This is a genomic window from Geobacillus zalihae, from assembly GCF_030414215.1.
Lineage (GTDB): Bacteria > Bacillota > Bacilli > Bacillales > Anoxybacillaceae > Geobacillus > Geobacillus zalihae.
Genome location: NZ_CP129217.1, coordinates 3,263,843 through 3,286,888, shown reverse-complemented (window position 1 = coordinate 3,286,888; position 23,046 = coordinate 3,263,843). Strand labels below are relative to the sequence as shown.

Here is a 23,046-nt window from a genome sequence, read left to right as displayed (position 1 = left end):
AAGTGAAGCGGCAATGAAAAAAGAGTGGGAGGGGACTCCATGTTTGATCCGGGCAAATTGCCGGTCGAGGTCGTGCAAATTTTGGACGAAAACGGAAACGGCGACGAGAGGCAGCTGGCGGCGTTTTCCGATGAATGGCTGCTTCGCGCCTATCGGGAAATGCGGCGGGCGCGCGTCATTGATGAGCGGCTGTTGCGCATGCAGCGGCAGGGGCGGATCGGGACCTACGCCCCGTTCAGCGGCCAAGAGGCGGCGCAAATCGGCAGCGCCCTTGCGCTTCATAAAGACGATTGGATTTTCCCGAGCTACCGCGAAGTGGCGGTATGCTTGATGCATGGCATGCCGCTTGAGCAGTTTTTCCATTACGTGCAAGGGCGTCTGTCGGGGAAACGGATGCCGGAGGGAGTGAACATTTTCCCGACGCAAATCATCATCGCTGCTCAGACGCTTCATGCGGTCGGCTGCGCGTGGGCGTCGAAATTGAAGGGCGAACCGCACGTATCGGTGGCGTATTTCGGCGACGGGGCGACGTCAGAGGGCGATTTTCATGAAGCGATGAATTTTGCCGCGGTGTACAACGTGCCGGTCATCTTTTTCTGCCAAAACAACCAATACGCCATCAGCGTCCCGTACCGGAAGCAGACGGCCAGCCGGACGATCGCGCAAAAGGCGCTTGCGTACGGGATGAAAGGGGTGCTCGTTGACGGCAATGACGTGCTGGCGGTGTACGAAACGATGAAGCAGGCCGTCGAAGCCGCTCGCCGCGGCGAGGGGCCGATGTTGATCGAGGCGCTCACCTATCGGCTCGGGCCGCACACGACGGCGGATGACCCGACGAAATACCGCCGGCCGGAAGAGGTCGAGACATGGCGGGCGAAAGATCCGCTCCGCCGTCTGCGCCTGCTTTTGGAACGGCGCGGATTATGGACGGAAGCGCAGGAAGACGCGCTTGTCGCCCAAGTGAATGATGAAGTGACCGCGGCGTACGAGGCGGCCATCGCCAGCAAGTCCGGTTCGATTGTCGATGTATTCGATTACGTGTACAGCGAGGCGCCAACATTGCTTGCCGAGCAAAAAGACGAAGTGATGCGGCGCAAACAACGGAGCGGGGTGAGATAAATGGCGGAATTGACGATGATTGAAGCGATCAATGAAGCGATGCGCCAAGAGATGGAGCGCGATCCGCGCATCATCGTGCTGGGCGAAGATGTCGGCGAAAACGGCGGCGTCTTCCGGGCGACGGACGGGCTGCTTGCGCAGTTTGGCGAGGGGCGCGTGTTTGATACGCCGCTTGCGGAATCGGGCATTATCGGCACGTCTATTGGACTGGCGATCAACGGCATGCGCCCGATTGCCGAAATTCAGTTTCTCGGGTTTGTGTACCAGGCGATGGACCAGCTGGCGGCCCAGGCGGCGCGCATCCGCTTCCGCTCGGCCGGACGGTTTTCGTGCCCGATCGTCGTGCGCAGCCCGTACGGCGGCGGGGTGCGGACGCCGGAATTGCACTCCGATGCGTTGGAGGCGCTGTTTACCCATTCGCCGGGCTTAAAAGTCGTCATGCCGTCCAATCCGTACGATGCGAAAGGGCTGCTCATTTCCGCCATTCGCGACGAAGACCCGGTTCTGTTTCTGGAGCCGATGAAGCTGTATCGGGCGTTTCGCATGGAAGTGCCCGAAGAGCCGTACACGATTCCGCTCGGCCAAGCACGGGTTGTGAAAGAAGGAGACGATGTGACGATCATTGCTTGGGGGGCGACCGTGCCGCTTGCCGCCAAAGTCGCCGCCGAGATGGAAGCGAAAGGGGTCAGCGCGGAAGTGATCGACCTTCGCTGCCTGCAGCCGCTTGATTTTGATGCGATCATCGCCTCGGTGGAAAAAACGGGGCGGGTGATGATCGTCCATGAAGCGGTGAAAACGGGCGGGTTTGGCGCCGAAGTGGCGGCCTTGATCAGTGAGCGGGCGCTGTTTTCTCTATCAGCTCCAATCGTGCGCATCGCCGGCTACGACACGCCGTATCCGGTGCCGTCGGTGGAGGATGATTGGCTGCCGAACGCCGAACGCATCGTGGAAGGGATCGAAACGCTGTTGCGATACTAAACGAACCATGCCATCCGGGTCGATCGATCCACCATCAGAGTGCGTCAAGAGAAAAGGCGGCGCATCGATGGGTGGCGCCGCTTGATCCGATCGGGTGAGGAGGAGAACGATGAACGTATACGAATCACTGCTGGAATTGATCGGCGACCGCGAGCGGGTGAGCATCAATGAAACGGTGCTCGAACACCACAGCAAAGGCATCGCCTACCATGCGCCGCACAAGCCAGATGTCGTTGTCTTTCCGAAGACAGCGGAGGAAATCAGCCGGGTGATGGCGTTTGCCAACGAGCATCGCATTCCGGTCACACCGTTTGGCGCCGGCACGAGCTTGGAAGGGCACGTCATTCCGGTCCAAGGCGGGATTAGCCTCGATTTGACGTTGATGAACCACATCATTGACATTCGTCCCGATGATTTTTTGGCGATCGTCGAGCCCGGGGTGACGCGGCTGCAGCTGAATGAGGCGCTGAAGCGATACGGGTTGTTTTTCCCGGTCGATCCGGGGGCGGACGCGACGATCGGCGGCATGGCGGCGACGAACGCGAGCGGCACGAACTGCGTGAAATACGGCGTCATGCGCGATCAAGTGCTCGGATTAGAGGTGGTGCTCGCGGACGGTTCAGTCATTCAGACGGGAAGTTTGGCGGTGAAATCGTCGGCCGGCTATGACTTGACCGGCTTGTTCGTCGGATCGGAAGGGACGCTTGGCGTGTTCACCCGCCTCGTCGTCCGCCTGCACGGCATTCCAGAGGCGACGAACGCCATCAAAGTGTGCTTCCCGTCTCTCGAGACAGCGGCAGGGGCTGCGTTTGCCATTTTGCGGTCCGGCGTCGGCCCCGGCAAAATCGAGCTCGTGGACGAGGCGACGATCGCCGCGGTCAATGCGTACAAAAAAACCGATTATCCGGTGAAACCGACGTTGTTTATCGAGCTGAGCGGCAGCCCGTCAAGCGTCGAGGAAGGGACAAAGCTGGTCAACGAATTGTGCGAAGTGGAGGGGGCGGTTTCGTTTGTGGTCGAGACCGACTCGCTCGCCCGCGCGAAGCTGTGGGAAGCGCGCCACCATGCGGCGTTCGCCATTCAAGCCGCCTATCCAGGCAAGGCGATGCTCTCCACCGATGTGTGCGTGCCGCTGTCCGAGCTGCCCGACGCTATCGCCGATACACGTCGGCTCGTTGACGAGCAGAAGATGACCGCCGCGATTTTCGGCCACGTCGGCGACGGCAATTACCATACGGTGCTTGCCTTTGACCCGAACGATGCAGATGAGATGGCGCGGATCGAACGCGTGCACACCCATATCGTCCGCTACGCTTTATCGCGCGGCGGCACGTGCACGGGAGAGCACGGCATCGGCCTTGGCAAACGGGCGTTTTTGCGCGAGGAGAAAGGAGACGCCGTCGTGTGGATGAAACGGCTGAAACAATTGTTTGACCCAAACGGCATTCTCAATCCGGGGAAAATTTTTTGATCATAGCGGACGCTCTGCATCCCTGCCTGTTGGCGGGGATGTTTCTTTTGATCGGCGGGCGGCGCAAAGGAGAAATCCGCTAAGCGTGCCTCAAACAACACCACAGTGTCAAGGCTGAGTTTACAAAAACAAACGCATTGTCCGCGAAAAGGTTGGTGAAAAACAGCCGGTTCCCTTGGATCGACCATCATGGAAAAAGAGAAACGGGTGTTTCAAGATTTCTTCATTTGAGAAGGGTTGCTAGGAAACGGGACGCCCCAGTTCCCCCCTTCCTTCTAAAACTTATATGCACAGCCCGTTCTTGCCTTTGTAACATAGTGTTACAACATAGAAACAGTTGTTTTTCGTTTTCCTTTTGTTACAACAAGGCGCCATGCCCTTTACTTTTGCCATCCGGCGCGGTTTAGTAATAGTAGATGGAGCCAACAACAAGGCGATGGCGTTGCTGCAATCAGCAGAGTTGGGCTCAAACGGTTGGGCTGCTGTCCTTTCCGATCGTTTCCGTCTTCCGTCCCAGCAGTCGATACATTTCTTTCGCTAACCGTTCGAGCAAGTAGACGACCGGAAGCTGGGTTGTGACATCGGTCTGCCCGATCCGCTCCGGTGTGGTGTAGTACGTCAAGTTGTAGTCCGAGATGTTCGCGAGTGTGCAATGTTTCCGGTTGGTGATGCTGATGATCGTGCTGCCGTTTTCCTTGAACCGGTGCACTTGGGCGAGCGTATAGGACGTCTCTCCAGACACCGACAAGGCGATGACGGCGCAGTTGTGGAAATAATGGCCGTAAATCGGAAAAAACGGATCCTTGATGTAGACAGAAAACTTTTGAAAGGCAGAAAAATAGCGCGAGCCGTATTCGGCCAAAATACCGGAGCTGCCCGATCCGACGAAAATGACGTGATCCGCCCGGGCGATCGCGGCTGCCGCATCCAGAATGGTCCGCTCGTAATCGGCGGTCAGCGTCCGTTCGAAAAATTCCTTAAGCGCCTCTTGACTGCTGATGATCGCGGTTCGCTTTGTCTCGCGCAAATACAGCTTCCATTTCGTTTTAAATTCACTGAACCCTTCGCATCCGACCTTTTTACAAAAGCGGAGCACGGTCGGCGGCGAGACATGGACGGCTTCGGCGAGCTCGCGGATGCGCATGTACGCGACTTCATGCGGATGTTTCATCACATAGTCGTAAATGGCGTAGTCGAGCTCGGAGAACTGGGCGATTTGTTCAGGAGTGAACATCGGGACACCTCGCTTTCATGGGACGGAACGTGCGATAGCTGGGAAAGGATGGCGCTTTCAAGCCCACTGGTTGATTCCTACATTGATTATACCATGCCCAACAGGGCGAAAGGGGAAGAGGAATATGGATAAACGATTGAAAATTGCGACGATTGGCGGCGGGTCGAGCTACACGCCGGAATTGGTCGAAGGGTTGATCAAGCGTTATCATGAATTGCCGGTCGGGGAATTGTGGCTTGTCGATATTCCGGAAGGCAAAGAAAAACTCGAAATCGTTGGCGCACTGGCCAAACGGATGGTCGAAAAAGCCGGCGTGCCGATCGAGATTCATTTGACTTTGGATCGCCGTCGGGCGCTTGACGGGGCGGATTTTGTGACGACGCAGTTTCGCGTCGGGGGTCTTGAGGCGCGGGCGAAAGACGAGCGCATCCCGCTCAAATACGGGGTGATCGGCCAAGAGACGAACGGCCCGGGCGGATTGTTTAAGGGATTGCGGACGATCCCGGTCATTTTGGACATCATTCGCGATATGGAAGAGCTTTGCCCCGATGCATGGCTTATCAACTTCACGAACCCGGCTGGGATGGTGACGGAAGCCGTCTTGCGCTATACGAAACAGGAGAAAGTGGTCGGCTTGTGCAACGTGCCGATCGGCATGCGCATGGGCGTCGCCAAGCTGCTTGGCGTTGATGCCGACCGCGTGCACATTGATTTTGCCGGCTTGAACCATATGGTGTTTGGCTTGCACGTCTATCTGGACGGAGTCGAAGTGACTGAAAAGGTGATTGACCTCGTCGCCCATCCAGACCGCTCCGGTGTGACGATGAAAAACATCGTTGACCTTGGCTGGGAGCCGGACTTTTTGAAAGGGTTGAAAGTATTGCCGTGCCCGTACCATCGATATTACTTCCAAACGGACAAAATGCTGGCTGAAGAGCTCGAGGCGGCGAAAACGAAAGGGACGCGCGCCGAAGTTGTGCAGCAGCTCGAAAAAGAGCTGTTTGAGCTGTACAAAGACCCGAACTTGGCCATCAAGCCGCCGCAGCTCGAGCAGCGCGGCGGGGCGTACTACAGCGACGCCGCGTGCAGCTTGATCAGCTCCATTTACAACGACAAGCGCGACATTCAGCCGGTCAACACGAGAAACAACGGCGCCATTGCGAGCATCCCTCCGGAATCGGCGGTGGAGGTAAACTGCGTCATCACGAAAGATGGACCGAAACCGATCGCCGTCGGCGATTTGCCGGTCGCGGTGCGTGGGCTCGTCCAGCAAATCAAGTCGTTCGAGCGCGTCGCTGCCGAGGCTGCGGTCACCGGCGACTACCAAACGGCGTTGGTCGCCATGACGATCAACCCGCTTGTCCCGTCTGACACCATCGCCAAACAAATTTTGGACGAAATGTTGGAAGCGCATAAAGAATACTTGCCGCAGTTTTTCAAACAGGCAAAAGCAACGGCTGGGAACTAAGCCGCTTAGGAACGGATTGACCAAGCCGCCGGCGACAGGCGGCTTGGTCATGAAATACGACAGAAGCATTCTTCCGATTGTTACGGGACATTTTTGATCTGCTGCGGATTGGCCAGTGTCGGATGTTTTTGTTTGGTTGTCAATTTATGTTTTATCGTTGTTGGCAGAAGCATTACGCGCGCCTGATCCATCATTCCATAAATGGAGAAAAGCAACCGTGCATGCGGTTGCTTTTTGCGCTTAGTATAGGATTGATTGCTACGGTAAGAAGTGTTGTTGCGTGGCTAGATTATTTCGCTTTTAATGCGCGAATCTCATTTTCTTGTTCAAGCGAGCGAAATGCAAGTGATTGGAGAACGAGCTCTTGCCGCGCTTGACTGGCGATAACATTGTCTAGTTTTCGTAGCGCTTCAGAGAGGGTTTGTTTTATTGCTGGGATTTCATTGATGGTTTCTAACGTTTCCATCACCGCTTGTTTAATAAACGGAATATCTGCCACATCATCTTTCGTCGCCATCCGCTGTTCGATGCTGGCAATATCGTCTTTTGTCGCCATCGTTTGCTCGATCTGGCTGATGCGTTTGTCCATAGCGGCAATATCGTCTTTTGTCGCCATCGTTTGCTCGATCTGGCCGATGCGTTTGTCCATGGCGGCAATATCGTCTTTTGTCGCCATCGTTTGCTCGATCTGGCTGATGCGTTTGTCCATGGCGGCAATATCGTCTTTTGTCGCCATCGTTTGTTCGATCTGGCTAATGCGTTTGTCCATAGCGGCAATATCGTCTTTTGTCGCCATTGTCTGCTCAATATGACTGGCGCGACTTTCTAATGCTCGAATATCATCTTTCAACGCAGCCACATCGTCTTTCGTTGCCATATTCGCCCGCAAAAAAGCCAGCTCATCAAAAATACGTTCTAACAACTGCTCCATCATCTTCACCTCCTTTTTTTCCGTTTCTATTATATCATTATTCGACAAAAAGAAGCAGGATCGAAAGGAAAATATGATCAAAAATTTTTTGAATTTTTTCTTAAGGTACATATATTGTCCATGTAAAAAAGGGGCTCTTCACCAAAAGTTGTACTTGATTTTTTCTGAACATACCTTATTTATGCTTGTGAGGGAAAATCAACAAATCCGCGATTTTGGCACATCTTTGTGCAGGAAACTGTATTGCTTGTCAAGTACATGTTGTGGTGAAGAGCCAAAAAAGGTAGGTAAATGAATTTTTTGCATAAAAGGGCATCATTTATATACGTCGAAAAGAAGAGGAGGGCGATGTGAGGCCGCGGCAGGCGGGAAGAAGGGAGAGACACGGCATCCATTTTCTTTTGTCTAGGCTAGCGCCCCGACGTTCGTGTACAATGGCGGTAGGAGGGATCAAGATGCGCGATTGGTGGAAACGGCTGTTTTACGGGGGCGGCATCGCCCTGCTCTTTGCAAGCGCTTCCTTCACCGCCTATTGCGCTTGGAACGTGTATGCGTATCCGAAATCAGAGAAGGAACGGGTTCCGGAAAAAACAAAAGAGGCCTATCATTTCGTGCTTGTGCCAGAGGAACTCGATAATGATTACTGGCGGCTCGTGGAAAAAGGAGCGAAAGCGGCGGCGAAAGAACTGGGGGTTGATCTTGAGTATATCGGCCCGCGGCAGGCGAATATGGATGAGCATTTGCGCATTTTGAAAAAAGCTGCGGCGGCGAAAGTCGATGGGATCATCACACAAGGGTTGACGGAAGCGGAATTTGTCCCCGTGATTAACGAAATTACGGACAAGAATATTCCTGTAGTGACGATCGATACGGATGCCCCGACGAGCCGACGTGTCGCCTATGTGGGAACGGATAATTATTATGCCGGTTTTCTCGCGGGACGGGCGTTGGCTGAGGATACGAAGGGCAAGGCGACGGTCGCGATTATTACCGGCAGTTTGACGGCGGCGCACCAACAGCTGCGAGTGCGCGGATTTGAGGATGCGGTGAGACAGGAAAAAGGCATCCGCATCGTCGCCATCGAAGAGTCGCACATTACGCGTGTGCAAGCCGCGGAAAAGGCGTATACGATTTTGAAAAAGCACCCGGATGTGAATGCGTTTTACGGCACAAGCGCGCTTGATGCGATCGGTATTGCCCAAGTGGTGGAACAGTTTCACCGCGAGCAAAAGACGTATATTATCGGTTTTGATACGCTTCCGGAGACGATCCGCTATTTGCAGAAAGGAACGATTGCGGCGACCGTGGTGCAGGAGCCGTATGAAATGGGATACAAGGCGGTCAACATGATGGCCGAGATCGTCGCCGGCAGAGACGTGCCGGCGGTGACGAATACGGAGACGAAAGTGATCCGAAAAGAGGATTTGCCGCTGCGCCCGGCGCGCCATTATGAGGTCAACACGCCATGAAGGCGCCTTCCAAGCCTCCGTAGGGAGGGGGCTGAAAGCGGAGAAAGGTTGGCGAACACCGCTAAAGCATGAGAGATGGCCGTCCTTGACGTTCGAACACGTTCGGCTTGAAGCGGCAGGGCGATGCAGGCAACAAAGCGCCGGTGACAGCGGGGTGGAATCGAGATGAACATTCGGACGAAGATGCTGCTTTGCTTTACCGTGTTTTTGCTTTTGCTCAACGGAGCGGTGTTTCTTTTGTATCAGACGAGCGAAGAGATGATGAGCGATTATGATCAACGGATGCGCCGATTGCTGTTGCTGAATGAGGTGTCGCAGCGGACGAATCGGATGACCGAACAACTCAATGCGTACGTCTCGGAAAAAGAAGGACGGTATGCACGCGCTTATGAGCGGGAGTTCCGCTGGCTGCAGCAACGCCGCCGGCAGCTCGGCGCCATCTTGCCAGTGCTGTCCGATCGGTTGGCGGCGGAAAACTATGAACATATGATTGAAAGTTTGCTGGAGGAGGCGGCGCTGACGGTCTATCATTTTCAAGCTGGAAATATTGGCTTGTACTCGTCCCACTTGCATGAAACGATGAACATTGCGTCCTTTTTGCAAGAGGAAACGTTAAACTTGATTGACGATGAGCTGACGGCCTACCAACGGCGGTACGATGAAGTGGAGCGGCGCAACCGCTATTTCCGCTATATGGGAATGGGATTGTTTGTCACGACGTTGTTGCTTGGCGCCTTGCTGGCGGTGTTCTTTTCCGGCCACGTAACGAAGCCGATCATTCTTCTCTCGCGCGCTGCCCGATCCATCGCTGACGGGCGGCTGGACGGGCCGGATGTGGAGCCGACGACGAATGACGAACTGCGATTGTTGACGATCACGTTTAATGATATGCGCCGCAATTTAAAGCAGCTGATTGCGGAGATGAAACAAAAGGCTGAGCTCGACCGGCTGGTGAAGGAGCTGGAACTCAAAAGCTTGCAAAGCCAAATCAATCCGCATTTTTTATTCAATACGCTGAACACGGTTGCGAAGATGGCGTACTTGGAGGACGCCCAGCAAACGTCGCGGCTGATTGAAGCGGTGGCGGCCATTTTGCGCTACAACTTGGGCGATTTGCAGCGGACGGTGACGCTTGCCGATGAGGTGCGCATCGCCCGTGAATATTTCTTCATCCAGCAGACGCGGTTTTTTGATCGGATCAAGTTTTCGTTAGAGGCGGAACCATCTTGCCTCGATCAACCGATTCCGCCGCTCACGTTGCAGCCGCTGATTGAAAATGCGTTCATCCATGGCATTGAGACGTACGAGCAGGGAGCCGAGCTGTCCGTTTCCGTTTTCGCCGACAATGGGCGGGTCGTTGTGGAAGTGCGCGACAATGGCGTTGGCATGGATGAGCAGGTGAAAGCGGAGCTTGAGGCGTTGATCCGCGGCGAAGAACCGCCGGCGCGCCGTGAGCAAGGGCGCGGCCATTCGACCGGCATCGGCTTGCGCAATGTCATTCGCCGGCTGCAGCTGTTTTACGGAGTGATGGATGTGGCTGAAATCGAGTCTGCGCTAGGAAACGGAACGACGGTGCGGTTATGGCTGCCAAGATGGCAAGGGGGGATGAACGGTGAAAGTGGCGATCGTCGATGATGAGGCGTTGGAGCGAAGAGCGCTTTGCAAAATGATTCACGACCACCTTCCGGACATCGAGGTGGTCGCCGAGGGCGCCAACGGGCGCGAGGCCATTGACATTGCCAAGCAATATCGCCCGGATGTGATGCTTATAGACATCAAAATGCCCGGCCTTGACGGGCTGCAAGCCATCGAAGCGATTCGCCAAGACGGATTGGATCTTGAGTTCATTATTGTGTCGGCGTTTGATTTGTTCGACTATGCGAAACAAGCGATGCGGTTTGGCGTCAAGGAATATTTATTGAAACCGAGCCGGAAGGAGGAGGTCATTTCGGCTTTGGAACGGGTCAGACAAGAAGTGGCGGCCAAGCGGCGACACGAGGAGAGCAGCCGCCAGCTCGAGGAGCAGATTCGCCGGTTGCAGACGCTTGTGGAAAGCGAATGGCTGTCTGTCCTCATGACAGAAGACGTATCGGCTGATGAGTGGGAGCGGTGGAAGGAACTGCTGCCGTTTTCGATCGCCTCGGGAATGTTTATGGTCATTCAGTTCCCGGATGCAGGGGTGGCTGACGAATGGAAATCATGGCTGGACAAGCAGCTTAGCGGGAAGGCGCCAACGCGCTATTGGATAGGGCGGATGGCGAACCGGCGCCTGCCGGTCTTGTTTTTCCGCAGCCCAAACGATGGCGAGCCGGCCTGGAAGCCCACCGTCCAGGCATTGGCGCTCGATTTGGCGCGGCAGTTTTCCGCCCGGTACGGCGCCGCGCTGTATATCGGGCTCGGCTCCCCGTTTTCCCGCCTTGACCAACTTCGTTCCTCGTACTATGAGGCGCTGTCGGCCGCTCATTATTACGCCGACCGGCAAAAAGCACAAGTGGGGTTTCTGCCGGCGGAAGCGACGCGCGCCGGCGGGGAAGCGGAACGGGATAAACAGCTGTTTGAAGCGCTGCGCCTTGGCGACATCGAGCAAGCCCGGATAATTTGTCTGACGTATATAGAGGAACTGGCCTCTTCTCATTCACTGCCGGCCGCCGGTCGCAAAGCGGAAGAGACCTTTGTGTGGCTCGGGCGTCTTCTATCGGAGCTGGGCATTCGTTATGAGCGGCTCGCTTCCTTTGCTTCCTGCCGGTCGGCGGCAGAATTGAAGCGGGCGGCGCTTGATGAACTGGACCGCATCGCCGCTGATCTCGAGGTTTGGCGCCAGCAGCAAGCCTACGGCAAACTCGGCAAAGCGAAAGACTACATTGACCGCCACTACGCCAAGCCGCTGACGCTTGAAGAAGTGGCGGAACAAGCCGGGATGAGCCCGTACTACTTCAGCAAACTGTTCAAAGAGCACTTTGGCATCACCTTTATCGACTACGTGACGAACGTGCGCATCGAACGGGCGAAAGAAGCGCTGGCTGGGACGGACCAAAGCTTAAAAGAAATTTGTTTTTCAGTCGGCTACAACGATCCCAACTATTTTAGCCGCGTCTTTAAAAAGCAGACCGGCCTGTCGCCGAGCGAATACCGGAAAAAAGTGCAGGCGCGCTGACAAGGGGAGTGCTGTCTCCAACAAGGAAGGTGCATGGCAAGTCAAAAGGTAAGTCCCGCAGACAAAGCAGGCTGCCCCGCCCTCTTCCGGCGTCTGAAACGAAGCCCGCCCCCTGGATGGGGAGACGGGCTTTTTTCGCGCCATAAAAGCGAAATGGCTGTCCGCTGCACCGCTTGCCTGACAGGAGAACGGAAAACAAAAAAGTGAAGAAAAACGCAAAAAAGTGAAGAAATCAAGCCGCCGTTTGCTGGACAGCGCATGGTACACTCGATGTTGAAAGGGGTTTCAAAAACAAAAGACAAAGGGGGAGAACCATGAGAAAGAAAGCATCCGCATGGCTGGCGTTGGCGCTTGGAATTGGGATGGCGCTCTCAGGCTGCAGCAGCTCGAACTCTTCATCCGATCACGCCAAACAAGGCAGCCAAAAAGCGGGAGAGAAACTCGAGATTTTCAGCTGGTGGACGGGAGCCGGCGAGGAAGACGGCTTAAAAGCGCTCATCAAACTGTTCCAAGAAAAATATCCGGATATTAAAGTCGAAAACGCCGCAGTCGCCGGCGGGGCCGGAACGAACGCCAAGGCGGTGTTGGCGAGCCGCATGCAAGGGAACGACCCGCCATCAACGTTCCAAGTGCACGGCGGAGCGGAGCTGAATGAAGGCTGGGTTGCGGCTGGCAAAATGGAGCCGCTCAACGATTTGTATGAAAAAGAAGGCTGGATGGACAAATTCCCGAAAGCGCTTATCGATATGGTAAGCAAAGACGGCAACATTTACTCCGTGCCCGTCAACATTCACCGCGGCAACGTGCTCTGGTACAACAAAAAAATCTTTGCCGACAACGGACTCCAGCCGCCGAAAACGTTCGACGAGTTTTTCCAAGCGGCGGATAAGCTGAAAGCAAAAGGCATTACGCCGCTCGCCTTGGGCGACAAAGAGCCGTGGGCGGCGACGCACCTGTTTGAAAACGTGCTGCTTGGCACGCTCGGAACGGAAAACTACAAGAAGCTTTGGACGGGCGAATTGTCGTTTAACGACCCACAAGTGAAACAAGCCGTTGAGACGTTTAAGAAAATGCTTGGCTATATTAACGAAGACCATAGCTCGCGCAACTGGCAAGACGCCGCCCAGCTCGTTGCCGAAGGAAAAGCGGCCATGTACGTGATGGGAGACTGGGTGAAAGGCTATTTTGTCAACGATTTGAAATTGAAGGTGAACCAAGACTTCGGCTATGTGCCAGTGCCGAATACGGAAGGCAAGTTTATGGTCATTACCGATACGTTCGGCCTGCCGAAAGGCGTGAAAAACCCGGATGATGTAAAGAAATTTTTAGCGGTGCTTGGCTCGGTGGAAGGGCAAGATGCGTTCAACCCGCTGAAAGGCTCCATCCCGGCCCGCATCGACGCGGATCCGTCCAAGTACGATGAATACGGCAAACAAACGATGCAAGACTTCAAAACAGCCGAATTGGCGCCGAGCTTAGCCCACGGCTCCGCAGCGCCGGAAGGGTTTGTCACGAAGGTGAATCAGGCCGTCAACATTTTCGTGACGCAAAAAGATGTGAAGACGTTCATCGACACGTTGGCTTCGGCTGCAGCAGAACTGAAGAAATAATGGAGAAAAGGGGACGGGAGCCATTCTCTTCCCCTTTTCGCCATCATGAGGAGGAATCGTAGTGGAAACGGTCAACGTCACAACGACGGAGAAGGCAACGGCCGTCCCGGCGGTGCGGAAAAAGCGGAAATGGACGGCCGATCATTGGCTGGCAGCGGCGTTTTTGGCGCCGTCGGTCGTACTGATTTTCTTATTTGTGTACGGGTTTATCGGCTGGACGGGGTATGTGTCGTTGAGCAACTGGAACTCCCTTGTACCGGATTGGTCGTTTGCCGGGTTGAAAAACTATCTGTATTTGTTTCATGATTTCCGCTTCCAGGCCGACTTGCGCAATACGCTCGTGTTTACGGTGTTGTTTATCGCCGCCGTCATCGTGCTCGGCCAGCTGCTTGCCATTTTGCTTGACCAAAAGCTGCGCGGCGAGTCGCTGTTCCGCAATATTTTCTTTTTCCCGATGGCTTTGTCCTTTGTCGTCACCGGAGTCGTGTGGCAATGGCTGTTCAACCCGTCAACGGGTGTGAATCTATTTTTGAAACCGCTTGGCCTTGATGGAAAATGGTATACGGATACGAACATCCTTGGCGGATTCCATTGGGGGAAAATCGAATTTGGCGTTCCTGTCGCCATCGTTGCTGTTGTCGTGGCGGCCGTCTGGCAAATGACCGGATTTGCGGTGGCGATGTATCTCGCCGGCCTGCGCGCCATTCCGGATGAAGTGCGGGAAGCGGCGCGGATGGACGGAGCGACCGAGTTTCAATTGTATTGGAAAATCATTTTGCCGCTGCTGCGGCCGATCACCGTCAGCGTCATCATCATTATGGCCCATATTTCGCTGAAAATTTTCGATTTGATTTACGCCATGACCGGGCCGGGGGCGAACTTTGTCACCGATGTGCCGGGCGTATACATGTTTGAAACGACGTTCCGCGGCAACTATTACGCCAACGGCGCGGCGATTGCGATCGTGATGCTGCTGTCGGTCGCCATCTTTATCGTTCCGTATCTTATCTCAAGCCGGAAGGGGGGATCGTGATGGCGAGATCCGTGTGGGCGCGGCCGTTTTTGTACGCATTGGCCATCGCCATGAGCGTGTTTTTCCTCATGCCGGTGTATGTCATGGTCGCCACGAGCTTGAAGCCGCTTGATGAAGTGACACTGGCCGACATGTGGAAACTGCCGTCAACGATCGATTGGAGCAGCTACGCCACAGCCTTTGACAAGCTCGCCCCGAACTTTTGGAATTCGATTTTGCTCGTCGTGCCGGCGACGCTGCTCTCCGCGCTGCTTGGGGCGCTCAACGGCTACGTGCTGTCGAAATGGAAGTTTAAAGGAGCGGATACGCTCTTTACGCTCATTTTGTTCGGCATGTTCATCCCGTATCAAAGCATTCTCATTCCGCTCATCCAGTTTTTGCGCGAAATCGGGCTGTACAACACGATTCCGGGGCTCGTGTTCGTCCATGTCGTCTACGGCATTCCGATTACGACGCTCATGTTCCGCAATTTTTACGCCGCGATACCGGATGAGATGATCGAGTCGGCGAAAATCGACGGCGCGGGATTTGTCCGCATTTTCCGGTATATTATGCTTCCGCTGTCGATTACCGGGTTCGTCGTCGTGGCGATTTGGCAGTTTACAAACATTTGGAACGAGTTTTTGTTCGCGGTGACGATCACGACATCCGACAAACAGCCGATCATGGTCGCCTTGCAAAATCTATCCGGCAGCCAAATCGTCCAATGGAACGTGCAAATGGCAGGAGCCTTGCTTGCCGCACTGCCGACCTTGCTTGTGTACATCTTCCTCGGCAAATACTTCGTCCGCGGCTTGCTTGCCGGATCGGTGAAGGGGTGAGCAAAAAAGAAGGTGCACCCGTTGCGTCGATTTTACTTACGGAGGCTGTTGCTTTTTGGAAATGTATACAAGTGTGATGAAAGGTGCCCTCCGCTTTTAGGGGCATCTTCTTTTCAGGTAAAGAAGATAGTGCTTTTGTTGGCAACCTTTAGTGTGTCAGCCGATGGTTGCCTGTGGCTAGGATCAGAGACGGTTGACGGCTATGCAAAAGCGTAGTAAAATAACATAAACATAGTATTCTTATTTATTTACTATGAATTAAAGGCAGGTGAAAGGGGAGAGAGCAGTTGATTCAATTCCAATATATTGAGAGCGGAGGGGAACGTTTGGCGGTTTCGATTCATGATCCACCCGTGTCGGTTGATCATGATGATGCGCCTGTTGTTGTCATTTGTCATGGGTTTATCGGTACGCGGATTGGTGTGGATCGGTTGTTTGTCCAAGCAGCGGAACGATTTGCGTCGGCCGGAGCCGGAGTCGTCCGTTTTGATTATGCTGGTTGCGGGGAGAGCAGCGGAGAGTACGGAAACAACCGATTTGATGATTTCATTCGACAAACGAGAGATGTTATTTGTGCAGTGGAACGCATTCCGTCATTTGAACGTCGACCGCTTGTGCTTCTCGGCCATAGTTTGGGAGGGGCGGTGGCGACGGCCACAGCTGCATTGGATCGGCGTGTCGACCGATTGGTGCTGTGGGCGCCTGTGGCCTATCCCTATCAAGATATCGTCCGCATTGCCACACAAGGGCGAGGACAAGTCGATGCAGAAACGGTGGAGCACCGTGGATATGTATTGCCCCCTTCCTTTTTTGCATCGCTTGCTCATGCGAATCCGCTGAAGGCAGCAGAACAGTTTTCTGGTGATGTTCTTTTGGTTCATGGCACGGCTGATCACGATATTCCCGTTGCATATGCGGATGTGTATCGGGAGGCGTTTGGAAAACGGCTTGATTCACGATTTTGGAGCCATGTGATTGCAGAAGCCGACCATACGTTTTCCGCGATTTCGGCAAGGCGCCAACTATTCGACATTACGGCTGCTTGGCTTTCCCAACGCCCAGAGCGGGGAGGAGAGAACAAGATGAGAGAGGTGAAAAGCCAGGCGAAACAAGCCGTTTTTCATAAGACAAACATATAGCAAAAGTGGCGAAGGGGTTGACCGAAAATGAGCATGTGGTTTTCGATCACCCCTTCTTTCATGAACTGATGGATCGTATCATGAGCTCTTTGCATGAACTCCAATGGAGCGAAAGGCGGCAGCGGGATGGTGACTCGGCAGCCGCGCTCCGCCCCCGAACAGCTTCTCCCGCAAAGTGCCGTCTGTGTAGGCGGTTTTGTACAGTCCACGCCGTTGCAAGATGGGAACGACATATTCGATAAAGTCATCCAAATCCTTGGGGGTGACAAGATGGACGAGGTTGAACCCGTCCACTCCAGAGCGGCGGGCCCGCTCTTCAATCGCATCCGCGACTTGTGTCGGGTTTCCGATGATGACCGACTCTCTCGTCAGCGTTCCGGCTTTTTGCAACGCCTCACCGATTGTCAGCGGTTTTGTAGCGTCTTTGGTTAGCGAAGCCGCTTTGTAATGTCCGTGGTCGGTGGGACGGAACAAAAATGGTTCATGGGCTGGCTTTCCTTCATATTCAGCCAAATCATAGCCGCTCGCTCCGCTGAACTGAGCCTTGGCGGCATCGGCGCTCCAAAGGCGGCGCAATTGTTCGAATTTGGCTTCCGCCTGCTCTGACGTTTTACCCACAATGACGGTCAGAAAGGTGAAAAATTTGAGCTGCTCGGGATCACGCCCGCATTGTTCCGCTTGGCGGCGAATGTCCCCGATGTAGGCTCGCAGCCGCTCAGCAGAAGGTGCACCGACGAAAACGCATTCTGCATGTTTGGCCGCAAACGCTCTTCCCCTCTCTGAGGAACCAGCTTGGTATAACACAGGTGTTCGCTGTGGAGAAGGTTCGCATAAATGCGGGCCTTTGACGGCAAAGAAAGGCCCCCGATGGCAGATCGGATGAATTTTGTCTGGATCAATCAGTACTTCTGCTGTCCGATCTTCGACAAATGCGCCATCTTCCCAGCTTCCTTCCCACAACTGATAGACCACTTCCAAAAACTCATCGGCGATTTCATATCGCTGGTCGTGGGCAATCATCTTCTCCAGTCCGAAGTTGGCGGCTGCGTTTGGCAAGTAAGAAGTCACGATATTCCATGCAATTCGTCCGCTTGTCAGATGGTCCAAAGTGGAAAACCTTCTGGCGATATGAAACGGATGTTCATAAGTCGTGCTTGCCGTTAACACGAACGAAAGATGAGTGGTGACGCTTGCCATAACAGGAATGATCAATGAAGCATCGTTTAATGGAAACTGCATTCCATCACGAATCGATGGGGATGGGCTTTGGCGATAAGTATCGTATACCCCGAGAACGTCAGCGAAAAAAACGGCGTCAAACAGCCCTGCTTCCAACCGCTTCGCCATTTCCACCCAGTAGGGAAGTTCTTTGTAGCGGCGGTGACGTTCGCTGTCGGGATGTTTCCATAGGCCATGGGCGTTGTGCATCGCACTTGCCATCTCAAAGGCATTGAATAGTAAAGGACGATCCATGGCTTGTTTCCTCCTTTCAACGGATGGGTGACGGATGGATGCCGGTGTTGTGAACGATTGCAGCGCCATTCGGAATGGCATGCGATGCAAACAATTCTACGACCGCATCTTCCATGGGTGGATTGTGCAACCCCGCCCGCACATCACGATAGTATTGTTGCAACGGATTGGAGCGGTGCAAACTTTTCGCCCCGGCGATGCGCATGGCCAAATCGACGACACGGTTGGCGCTGTTTAACGCAATGTACTTGGCTAATGCTAATTCTCGGTCCATTGCTGAACGTTTTTCTGGAATGGCGTCCCATCTTTCGGCGGTAAAATAAAGAACGTGACGGGCTTTCCACAGTTCCATATCCATTTCCGCTATTTTCTGTCGAACATGCGGCAGATGAATGATCGGTTCGGATACGCTGTTCGGCTGATAGTGCGAAGCAAACGAAATGGCGTAATTTCGGGCAGCGATGGCAGCCCCTAAGTAGCAAGCGGGAATGTGCAAAAGCCAAGCACGGCTCCCCCCGCCTTTGACGAACTCTAATTGATCGAGTTCGACTAACGCATCGGTGGGCAGTTCGACATGATCGAAAATGACGTCATCGCTTCTTGTCCCCCGCATGGCGATCATATCCCACGTTTTTTCAATGCGAATCCCGTCGCTTCGATGATCGACGAGGAAAAACCCGACTTTCCCCGTATCGGCGATGACGGCTGTGACCAATGAGTAGTCCAACGCTTCCGCCATGGAGGCAAATGATTTTCTCCCCGTCAGAATCCATTTTCCATCGCGTTTCACTGCGGTTGTAATCGGTTTTCCTCCTCGAGTCGGGCTTCCTGTTGCTTCTTCGGTGGCCAGCCGATTGATGACGGCTTTTCGATTCACGATTTCCCTGCAAAGCCACGCAAACGTGCGCGCATTCCATGTGCGGCGTTCCCGAATATCGTACACAAGACCTAAATGCCAGCCTGCGCACAACCCGGTGGAAGCATCGCCTTGGCTTAGGCGCTCTTGCACGAGGATCAATTCGTATAAAGACAATGATTGACCCCCGTATTCTTCTGGAACGGTCAGGGCTAAATAGTTGGTCTCTTTCAAAAGTTGGAAATGTTCAAATGGAAACGCTCCTTCCTCATCAATGCGCCGCATGTTCGGACGGAATTGTTCCGCAAGCATAGAGGCTTGTTGCAACAGTTGTTCGTGGCGCTCCGTTTTGACAAACAATCGGGACAAATCATTCGCTAAGTAGGGAATCAGATCAGGAAGCACCAATAAAATCACTCCTTATACACGGATCGGATTGGGCATGGGCAGTTCTAGATGGTCGCGCAATGTGGTTCCTTCATAGTCGCGACGGAATAACTCGCGCTTTTGCAAAATCGGGATCACATGCTCGACAAACAGCGACAGTCCATGCGGATAGTACGGAAACATAAGATTAAACCCGTCCGCCGCTCCTTGGCGAAACCACTGTTCAAGTTGATCAGCGACTTGTTCAGGCGTTCCGATGATGGTAAAGTGCCCTCGCGCTCCAGCGATTCGCTCGTACAGTTGGCGGATGGTCAAGCGTTCGCGGCGCGCTAAATCAATGATAAGCTGGCGCCGGCTTTGATTCCCGTTTGTTTCAGGAATGTCGTCGGGAAGCGGATCATCGAGTGAATAGCCTGAAAAGTCGATGCCCCCTAAGTAGTCAGATAAAAATGCCAACCCGACCTCCGGAACGATTAACTTTTGCAATTGTTCATATTGCTCTTGCGCTTCTCGTTCCGTTCGCCCGATGTAAGGCGCTACGCCTGGCATGATCAATAGATGATCAGGATCGCGTCCGATCCGTGCGGCTTCTTGTTTCACCGTTTGGTAAAAACGTTGGGCGTCCGCTAATGTCGATTGGGCGGTGAACACGACTTCCGCAACATGGACGGCGAAACGGATGCCGTCTTGTGATGAGCCGGCTTGAATCAAGACGGGTTTTCCCTGCGGCGGACGGGAAGAGTTCAGCGGCCCGCACACCGAGAAGTGGGTTCCATGATGGTTCAACGGCCGCCACTTCTCTGGATGAAAGTAGATTCCAGATGATGGATCGCGAATCAGCGCCTCTTCATCCCAACTTTCCCACAGACCGTTGACGACATCGACAAATTCGCGCGCCCGCTCATAGCGCAGCTGATGTTCCAAATGAGCCGTTCGGCTGAAATTGTACGCTTCTTCCTCATAGTAGGACGTAACGATGTTCCAAGCGGCTCGCCCGCGGCTAATATGGTCGAGCGAGGAAAATTTCCGCGCGATGTGAAATGGTTCGTTGTATGTGGTCGAAGCTGTGCCGGCCAACCCGATGCGGCTGGTCACGGCTGCTAAAGCGGCGAGCAATGTGAACGGCTCGAGCCGGACGATCTCGGCAGGGTGAGACAACGGCTCAATGGCGAGTCCGTCGCTGACAAACAGCATGTCCAGCTTCCCTTGTTCCGCGATTTCCGCAAGACGGCGAAAAAACGCGAAATCTTCGCACCATTCCGGCCGCACATCGGGGTGTCGCCATGCGGCGATATGATGGCCGACGCCCATAAGAAACAGTCCAAGCTTGATGTGTCGTCGTTTCATGTGGCTCAGCCCCTTTACTTGTTTGTTGGTTTCCAGACAACGTCTTCTATGGACACGTGTTTTTCAATGAAACCGATCGCGCGCAAGTCGTCTGCTTCTTGCTGCAAGTCGCGAACCGCTTGAGGGTCGATCCAGTGGACAGTAGATTGTCGTTTTTTCAACACGTGAATCCATGTGTCGACAGGCAAATTCGTGGCTTCATGAAGCAGCTGTGCAGCTTCTGTCGGATCGCGGCGGATTTGTTCTCCTGACTTCTGCAATGCTTGGACGAATTGACGAACAATATCCGGATGGCTGTCCGTCATAGCAGGTGAGCTGAAATAAAAGGTGCGATAGGGAACGATGCCCGTTCCATCTTTTAATAATGTATGTCCTTTGCTTTCAGCTACGGATAAAAAAGGATCCCAGACAACCCATGCGTCGACTTCTCCTTTTTCTAAAGCCAAGCTGGCGTCTGGTGGATTCAAATATACAGGTTGTACATCCCGAAGCGACAGACCGACAGAATGCAGGGCTTTGACCAACAGATATTCGGCGATAGATGCCTTATTGAGGGCAATTTTTCTCCCTTTTAAGTCAGCTAGTGAAGAAAGGTCGAGTCCTTTGCGTACGATGATCCCTTCAGAGGCTGGAGATGACGGCTCTCCAGCGATATAGCGAAATTGTGCCCCTTTAGCGAGGGCGAAGATGGAAGGAATATCTCCGGCTACAGCGAAATCAATGCTTCCAGTGTTGAGTGCTTCCAGAATCGAGCTGCCGGTGTTGAATTCCGACCAAGTTACGTGATATCCTTCCTGTTCGAGCTGTTTTTGTAGCTTATGTTCATGTTTCATCAACAAGATGGTTCCGCCTTTTTGGTAGCCGATGCGAATCTCGGTCAATGAACTATTGTGTGTTTGCTGTTTTTCATGGCTGCAGCTCAACAAAACCCATAAGAATAGGAAAAGCAACAATGTTGCCAGTCGACGGTTGCCTCTCAACTTCCGTCCCCCCTGTCAATGATGAAACAACTTCGCCTGCTGAAGCTTCTCCCGAACAAGCGGAATCACAGAGGCTCCCACTTGCTCAATCGTTTCCAAATGTGGGAACCCACGCAACAATACATAATCAAAGCCAAGATCGATGAATTCAATAAGCCGGTCGGCAATTTGATCAGCGGTGCCGACAAGAGCGATGGAATTGCCCGACAACACTTGTGTGAGCCCGGTCCATAAGTTTGGACCGATTTGGAAACGCCGTTTTGCGCTTGTTTTCATCAATTCGTGTAATCGCCTTGCGCCAACCGAATCACCTTTTTCAATCAGTTCATCTTTTTTTTGCTTCGCTGACTCGGATAGATGGCTGACTAACGCATCCGCTCGTTCCCATGCTTCTCGTTCGGTTTCACCCAGCACGACTTGAAAGGAGATGCTGTATTGGAGCGTTCGCCCGTAACCAGCTGCTTTTTGTTTCATTTCTTCGATTCGTTCTTTCATTCGTTCGAATGTCTCTCCCCACATCATGTACACATCCGCCACTTGCGCCGCTACTTCCTTGGCAATGTCTGAGGCTCCTCCGAAATAAATCGGCGGGCGCTGTGCGGGTTTGGGGAACAGCGAGGCGTTTTCGAGACGGTAAAATCGTCCTTCATACGTGACGGAAGGGAGGGTGAACAGTTGCTTCAACAGATGGATGTATTCCCTCGTCCGTTCATACCGCGTGTCATGGTCAAGAAAATCCCCCTCAGCCGCTAATTCGACCGGTGAACCGCCTGTCACGATATTGGGCAACGCCCGTCCATTTGTCCAAACATGGATCGTCGCCAACTGTTTGGCAAAAATAGCAGGTGAAGTGGCGCCAGGACGGGCGGCGAACAGAAGGCGCAATTTGGTCGTTCGCGCTGCGAGATAAGCTGCGACAGCCAACGAATCAAGGCAGCCTGCACCTGTCGGCAACAGCAATGTAGAAAAACCATGGGTTTCTGCTGCTTTGGCAATCGCTTCAATGTACTCTACCGTCGGCGGACGCTCCGGATTCTCGTCTGTCCCGGTCCAGCTGTTTACGTTTGTCGAATTGTTGCCAAGACCGACGAACGTACTGTCTCCGGATGTCGGGGCCATCGTAATAAATTCGACCATTTTTTCTCCTCCTTTGGATCGTCTTCAGAAAGGGAAAAGAGAGTAGAGCGTTCTCGCTTTGATTGCGCACCGTCCTTGTCAGCTAGGAACAATTGTTTCCGCTGGCAGCCGATCGCTTGATGAAAGTGAACCATTTTGCCACCGCTTTTCGAACTCTCGGAACGAAATCGGATGTCCCAACAAATAAAATTGGACGTGCTGCTCGACATCTTGAGCGTAGGACCGTTCACAAAACGTATTCGGCGGAGCAGCGAAGGCATCGGCCCCTTTTTCTTTGGCGAAACGGAGAACTGCACTGCGGCGCCCCTCTTGCTGTTGCTTGGCGATATTCGGATAGTCTTCGTACGTTTGTGAATCCGTGTCATAAAGGCGAATGATTGCTCCTTCCATGATGGAGACAACGTTCTCCTGTTCGTCGATCACAAGAGCTATGATCATC

General features: G+C 53.7%; 19 protein-coding genes. 11 read left to right on the top strand and 8 right to left on the bottom strand.

From position 1 onward, the window contains the following. The first annotated feature begins 39 nt into the window (after positions 1-39). The 3 genes from pdhA to QWV57_RS16535 all read left to right on the top strand — a co-directional run bounded on the left by pdhA (position 40) and on the right by QWV57_RS16535 (position 3,568). On the top strand, positions 40-1,119 hold the full coding sequence (pdhA, locus tag QWV57_RS16545; RefSeq protein WP_060788605.1) for a pyruvate dehydrogenase (acetyl-transferring) E1 component subunit alpha: 1,080 nt from the start codon (positions 40-42) through the stop codon (positions 1,117-1,119). Beyond that, positions 1,120-2,097, top strand: a complete 978-nt coding sequence (locus tag QWV57_RS16540) for an alpha-ketoacid dehydrogenase subunit beta (RefSeq protein ID WP_020755918.1) — start codon at positions 1,120-1,122, stop codon at positions 2,095-2,097. It begins immediately after the preceding gene. A gap of 109 nt (positions 2,098-2,206) precedes the next feature. Further along, positions 2,207-3,568, top strand: a complete 1,362-nt coding sequence (locus QWV57_RS16535; protein ID WP_033006174.1) for an FAD-binding oxidoreductase — start codon at positions 2,207-2,209, stop codon at positions 3,566-3,568. A 466-nt stretch (positions 3,569-4,034) separates the two neighbouring features. On the opposite strand, the gene QWV57_RS16530 is transcribed toward QWV57_RS16535, so the two are convergent. Next, on the bottom strand, positions 4,035-4,802 hold the full coding sequence (locus QWV57_RS16530) for a MurR/RpiR family transcriptional regulator (protein ID WP_015375932.1): 768 nt from the start codon (positions 4,800-4,802) through the stop codon (positions 4,035-4,037). Positions 4,803-4,926: 124 nt separating this feature from the next. Between QWV57_RS16530 and QWV57_RS16525 the strand changes: the two genes are divergently transcribed. Then, positions 4,927-6,270, top strand: a complete 1,344-nt coding sequence (locus QWV57_RS16525; RefSeq protein ID WP_033006173.1) for a 6-phospho-beta-glucosidase — start codon at positions 4,927-4,929, stop codon at positions 6,268-6,270. Between the two features lie 289 nt (positions 6,271-6,559). Here the strand turns inward: QWV57_RS16525 and QWV57_RS16520 are convergent, their stop codons facing one another. Next, positions 6,560-7,201, bottom strand: a complete 642-nt coding sequence (locus QWV57_RS16520; protein WP_081212587.1) for a hypothetical protein — start codon at positions 7,199-7,201, stop codon at positions 6,560-6,562. 455 nt (positions 7,202-7,656) lie between these two features. Between QWV57_RS16520 and QWV57_RS16515 the strand changes: the two genes are divergently transcribed. The 7 genes from QWV57_RS16515 to QWV57_RS16485 all read left to right on the top strand — a co-directional run bounded on the left by QWV57_RS16515 (position 7,657) and on the right by QWV57_RS16485 (position 16,427). Further along, positions 7,657-8,670: a sugar-binding protein gene (locus QWV57_RS16515; protein WP_015375929.1), complete on the top strand. Its 1,014-nt coding sequence runs from the start codon at positions 7,657-7,659 to the stop codon at positions 8,668-8,670. Positions 8,671-8,835: 165 nt separating this feature from the next. Then, a complete protein-coding gene (locus QWV57_RS16510; protein WP_015375928.1) occupies positions 8,836-10,305 on the top strand; it encodes a sensor histidine kinase in 1,470 nt (489 codons plus the stop codon). Next, positions 10,283-11,824 carry a response regulator transcription factor gene (locus QWV57_RS16505; protein WP_020755474.1) on the top strand — a complete coding sequence of 514 codons (1,542 nt, stop codon included), beginning with the start codon at positions 10,283-10,285 and terminating at the stop codon, positions 11,822-11,824. Before QWV57_RS16510 ends, QWV57_RS16505 begins: the two co-directional genes overlap by 23 nt. A 314-nt stretch (positions 11,825-12,138) precedes the next feature. Beyond that, a complete protein-coding gene (locus tag QWV57_RS16500) occupies positions 12,139-13,434 on the top strand; it encodes an ABC transporter substrate-binding protein (RefSeq protein ID WP_020755473.1) in 1,296 nt (431 codons plus the stop codon). A 61-nt stretch (positions 13,435-13,495) separates the two neighbouring features. Further along, entirely contained in the window at positions 13,496-14,467 is a 972-nt protein-coding gene (locus QWV57_RS16495; protein WP_015375925.1) for a carbohydrate ABC transporter permease, read from the top strand. Beyond that, complete coding sequence (locus QWV57_RS16490; RefSeq protein ID WP_015375924.1) at positions 14,467-15,288, top strand: carbohydrate ABC transporter permease; 822 nt, start codon at positions 14,467-14,469, stop codon at positions 15,286-15,288. Before QWV57_RS16495 ends, QWV57_RS16490 begins: the two co-directional genes overlap by 1 nt. 287 nt (positions 15,289-15,575) lie before the next feature. After that, complete coding sequence (locus tag QWV57_RS16485; protein WP_015375923.1) at positions 15,576-16,427, top strand: alpha/beta hydrolase family protein; 852 nt, start codon at positions 15,576-15,578, stop codon at positions 16,425-16,427. Positions 16,428-16,505: 78 nt separating this feature from the next. On the opposite strand, the gene QWV57_RS16480 is transcribed toward QWV57_RS16485, so the two are convergent. The 6 genes from QWV57_RS16480 to QWV57_RS16455 all read right to left on the bottom strand — a co-directional run bounded on the left by QWV57_RS16480 (position 16,506) and on the right by QWV57_RS16455 (position 23,045). Continuing rightward, positions 16,506-17,900, bottom strand: a complete 1,395-nt coding sequence (locus tag QWV57_RS16480) for an LLM class flavin-dependent oxidoreductase (protein ID WP_033005888.1) — start codon at positions 17,898-17,900, stop codon at positions 16,506-16,508. A gap of 16 nt (positions 17,901-17,916) precedes the next feature. Continuing rightward, positions 17,917-19,164 carry an acyl-CoA dehydrogenase family protein gene (locus QWV57_RS16475; protein WP_015375918.1) on the bottom strand — a complete coding sequence of 416 codons (1,248 nt, stop codon included), beginning with the start codon at positions 19,162-19,164 and terminating at the stop codon, positions 17,917-17,919. A gap of 12 nt (positions 19,165-19,176) precedes the next feature. Further along, positions 19,177-20,490, bottom strand: coding sequence for an LLM class flavin-dependent oxidoreductase (locus QWV57_RS16470; protein WP_015375917.1), 1,314 nt, complete (start codon positions 20,488-20,490; stop codon positions 19,177-19,179). A 14-nt stretch (positions 20,491-20,504) separates the two neighbouring features. Beyond that, the gene (locus QWV57_RS16465) at positions 20,505-21,470 is read right to left on the bottom strand and encodes an aliphatic sulfonate ABC transporter substrate-binding protein (RefSeq protein ID WP_015375916.1); all 966 of its coding nucleotides are present in this window, start codon (positions 21,468-21,470) and stop codon (positions 20,505-20,507) included. A 15-nt stretch (positions 21,471-21,485) separates the two neighbouring features. After that, on the bottom strand, positions 21,486-22,607 hold the full coding sequence (locus tag QWV57_RS16460) for an LLM class flavin-dependent oxidoreductase (protein ID WP_015375915.1): 1,122 nt from the start codon (positions 22,605-22,607) through the stop codon (positions 21,486-21,488). A gap of 78 nt (positions 22,608-22,685) precedes the next feature. Continuing rightward, entirely contained in the window at positions 22,686-23,045 is a 360-nt protein-coding gene (locus QWV57_RS16455) for a NifB/NifX family molybdenum-iron cluster-binding protein (RefSeq protein ID WP_301100120.1), read from the bottom strand. Position 23,046 lies beyond the last annotated feature (1 nt).

Excerpts from the sequence above, each read along its gene's own strand:
- QWV57_RS16535 (WP_033006174.1), top strand. The coding sequence starts at position 2,207 with ATGAACGTATACGAATCACTGCTGGAATTGATCGGCGACCGCGAGCGG.
- QWV57_RS16490 (WP_015375924.1), top strand. The coding sequence starts at position 14,467 with ATGGCGAGATCCGTGTGGGCGCGGCCGTTTTTGTACGCATTGGCCATC.
- QWV57_RS16460 (WP_015375915.1), bottom strand. The coding sequence starts at position 22,607 with ATGGTCGAATTTATTACGATGGCCCCGACATCCGGAGACAGTACGTTC.
- QWV57_RS16510 (WP_015375928.1), top strand. The coding sequence starts at position 8,836 with ATGAACATTCGGACGAAGATGCTGCTTTGCTTTACCGTGTTTTTGCTT.
- pdhA (WP_060788605.1), top strand. The coding sequence starts at position 40 with ATGTTTGATCCGGGCAAATTGCCGGTCGAGGTCGTGCAAATTTTGGAC.
- QWV57_RS16480 (WP_033005888.1), bottom strand. The coding sequence starts at position 17,900 with ATGGATCGTCCTTTACTATTCAATGCCTTTGAGATGGCAAGTGCGATG.
- QWV57_RS16525 (WP_033006173.1), top strand. The coding sequence starts at position 4,927 with ATGGATAAACGATTGAAAATTGCGACGATTGGCGGCGGGTCGAGCTAC.
- QWV57_RS16470 (WP_015375917.1), bottom strand. The coding sequence starts at position 20,490 with ATGAAACGACGACACATCAAGCTTGGACTGTTTCTTATGGGCGTCGGC.
- QWV57_RS16540 (WP_020755918.1), top strand. The coding sequence starts at position 1,120 with ATGGCGGAATTGACGATGATTGAAGCGATCAATGAAGCGATGCGCCAA.
- QWV57_RS16500 (WP_020755473.1), top strand. The coding sequence starts at position 12,139 with ATGAGAAAGAAAGCATCCGCATGGCTGGCGTTGGCGCTTGGAATTGGG.
- QWV57_RS16455 (WP_301100120.1), bottom strand. The coding sequence starts at position 23,045 with ATGATCATAGCTCTTGTGATCGACGAACAGGAGAACGTTGTCTCCATC.
- QWV57_RS16530 (WP_015375932.1), bottom strand. The coding sequence starts at position 4,802 with ATGTTCACTCCTGAACAAATCGCCCAGTTCTCCGAGCTCGACTACGCC.
- QWV57_RS16520 (WP_081212587.1), bottom strand. The coding sequence starts at position 7,201 with ATGGAGCAGTTGTTAGAACGTATTTTTGATGAGCTGGCTTTTTTGCGG.
- QWV57_RS16515 (WP_015375929.1), top strand. The coding sequence starts at position 7,657 with ATGCGCGATTGGTGGAAACGGCTGTTTTACGGGGGCGGCATCGCCCTG.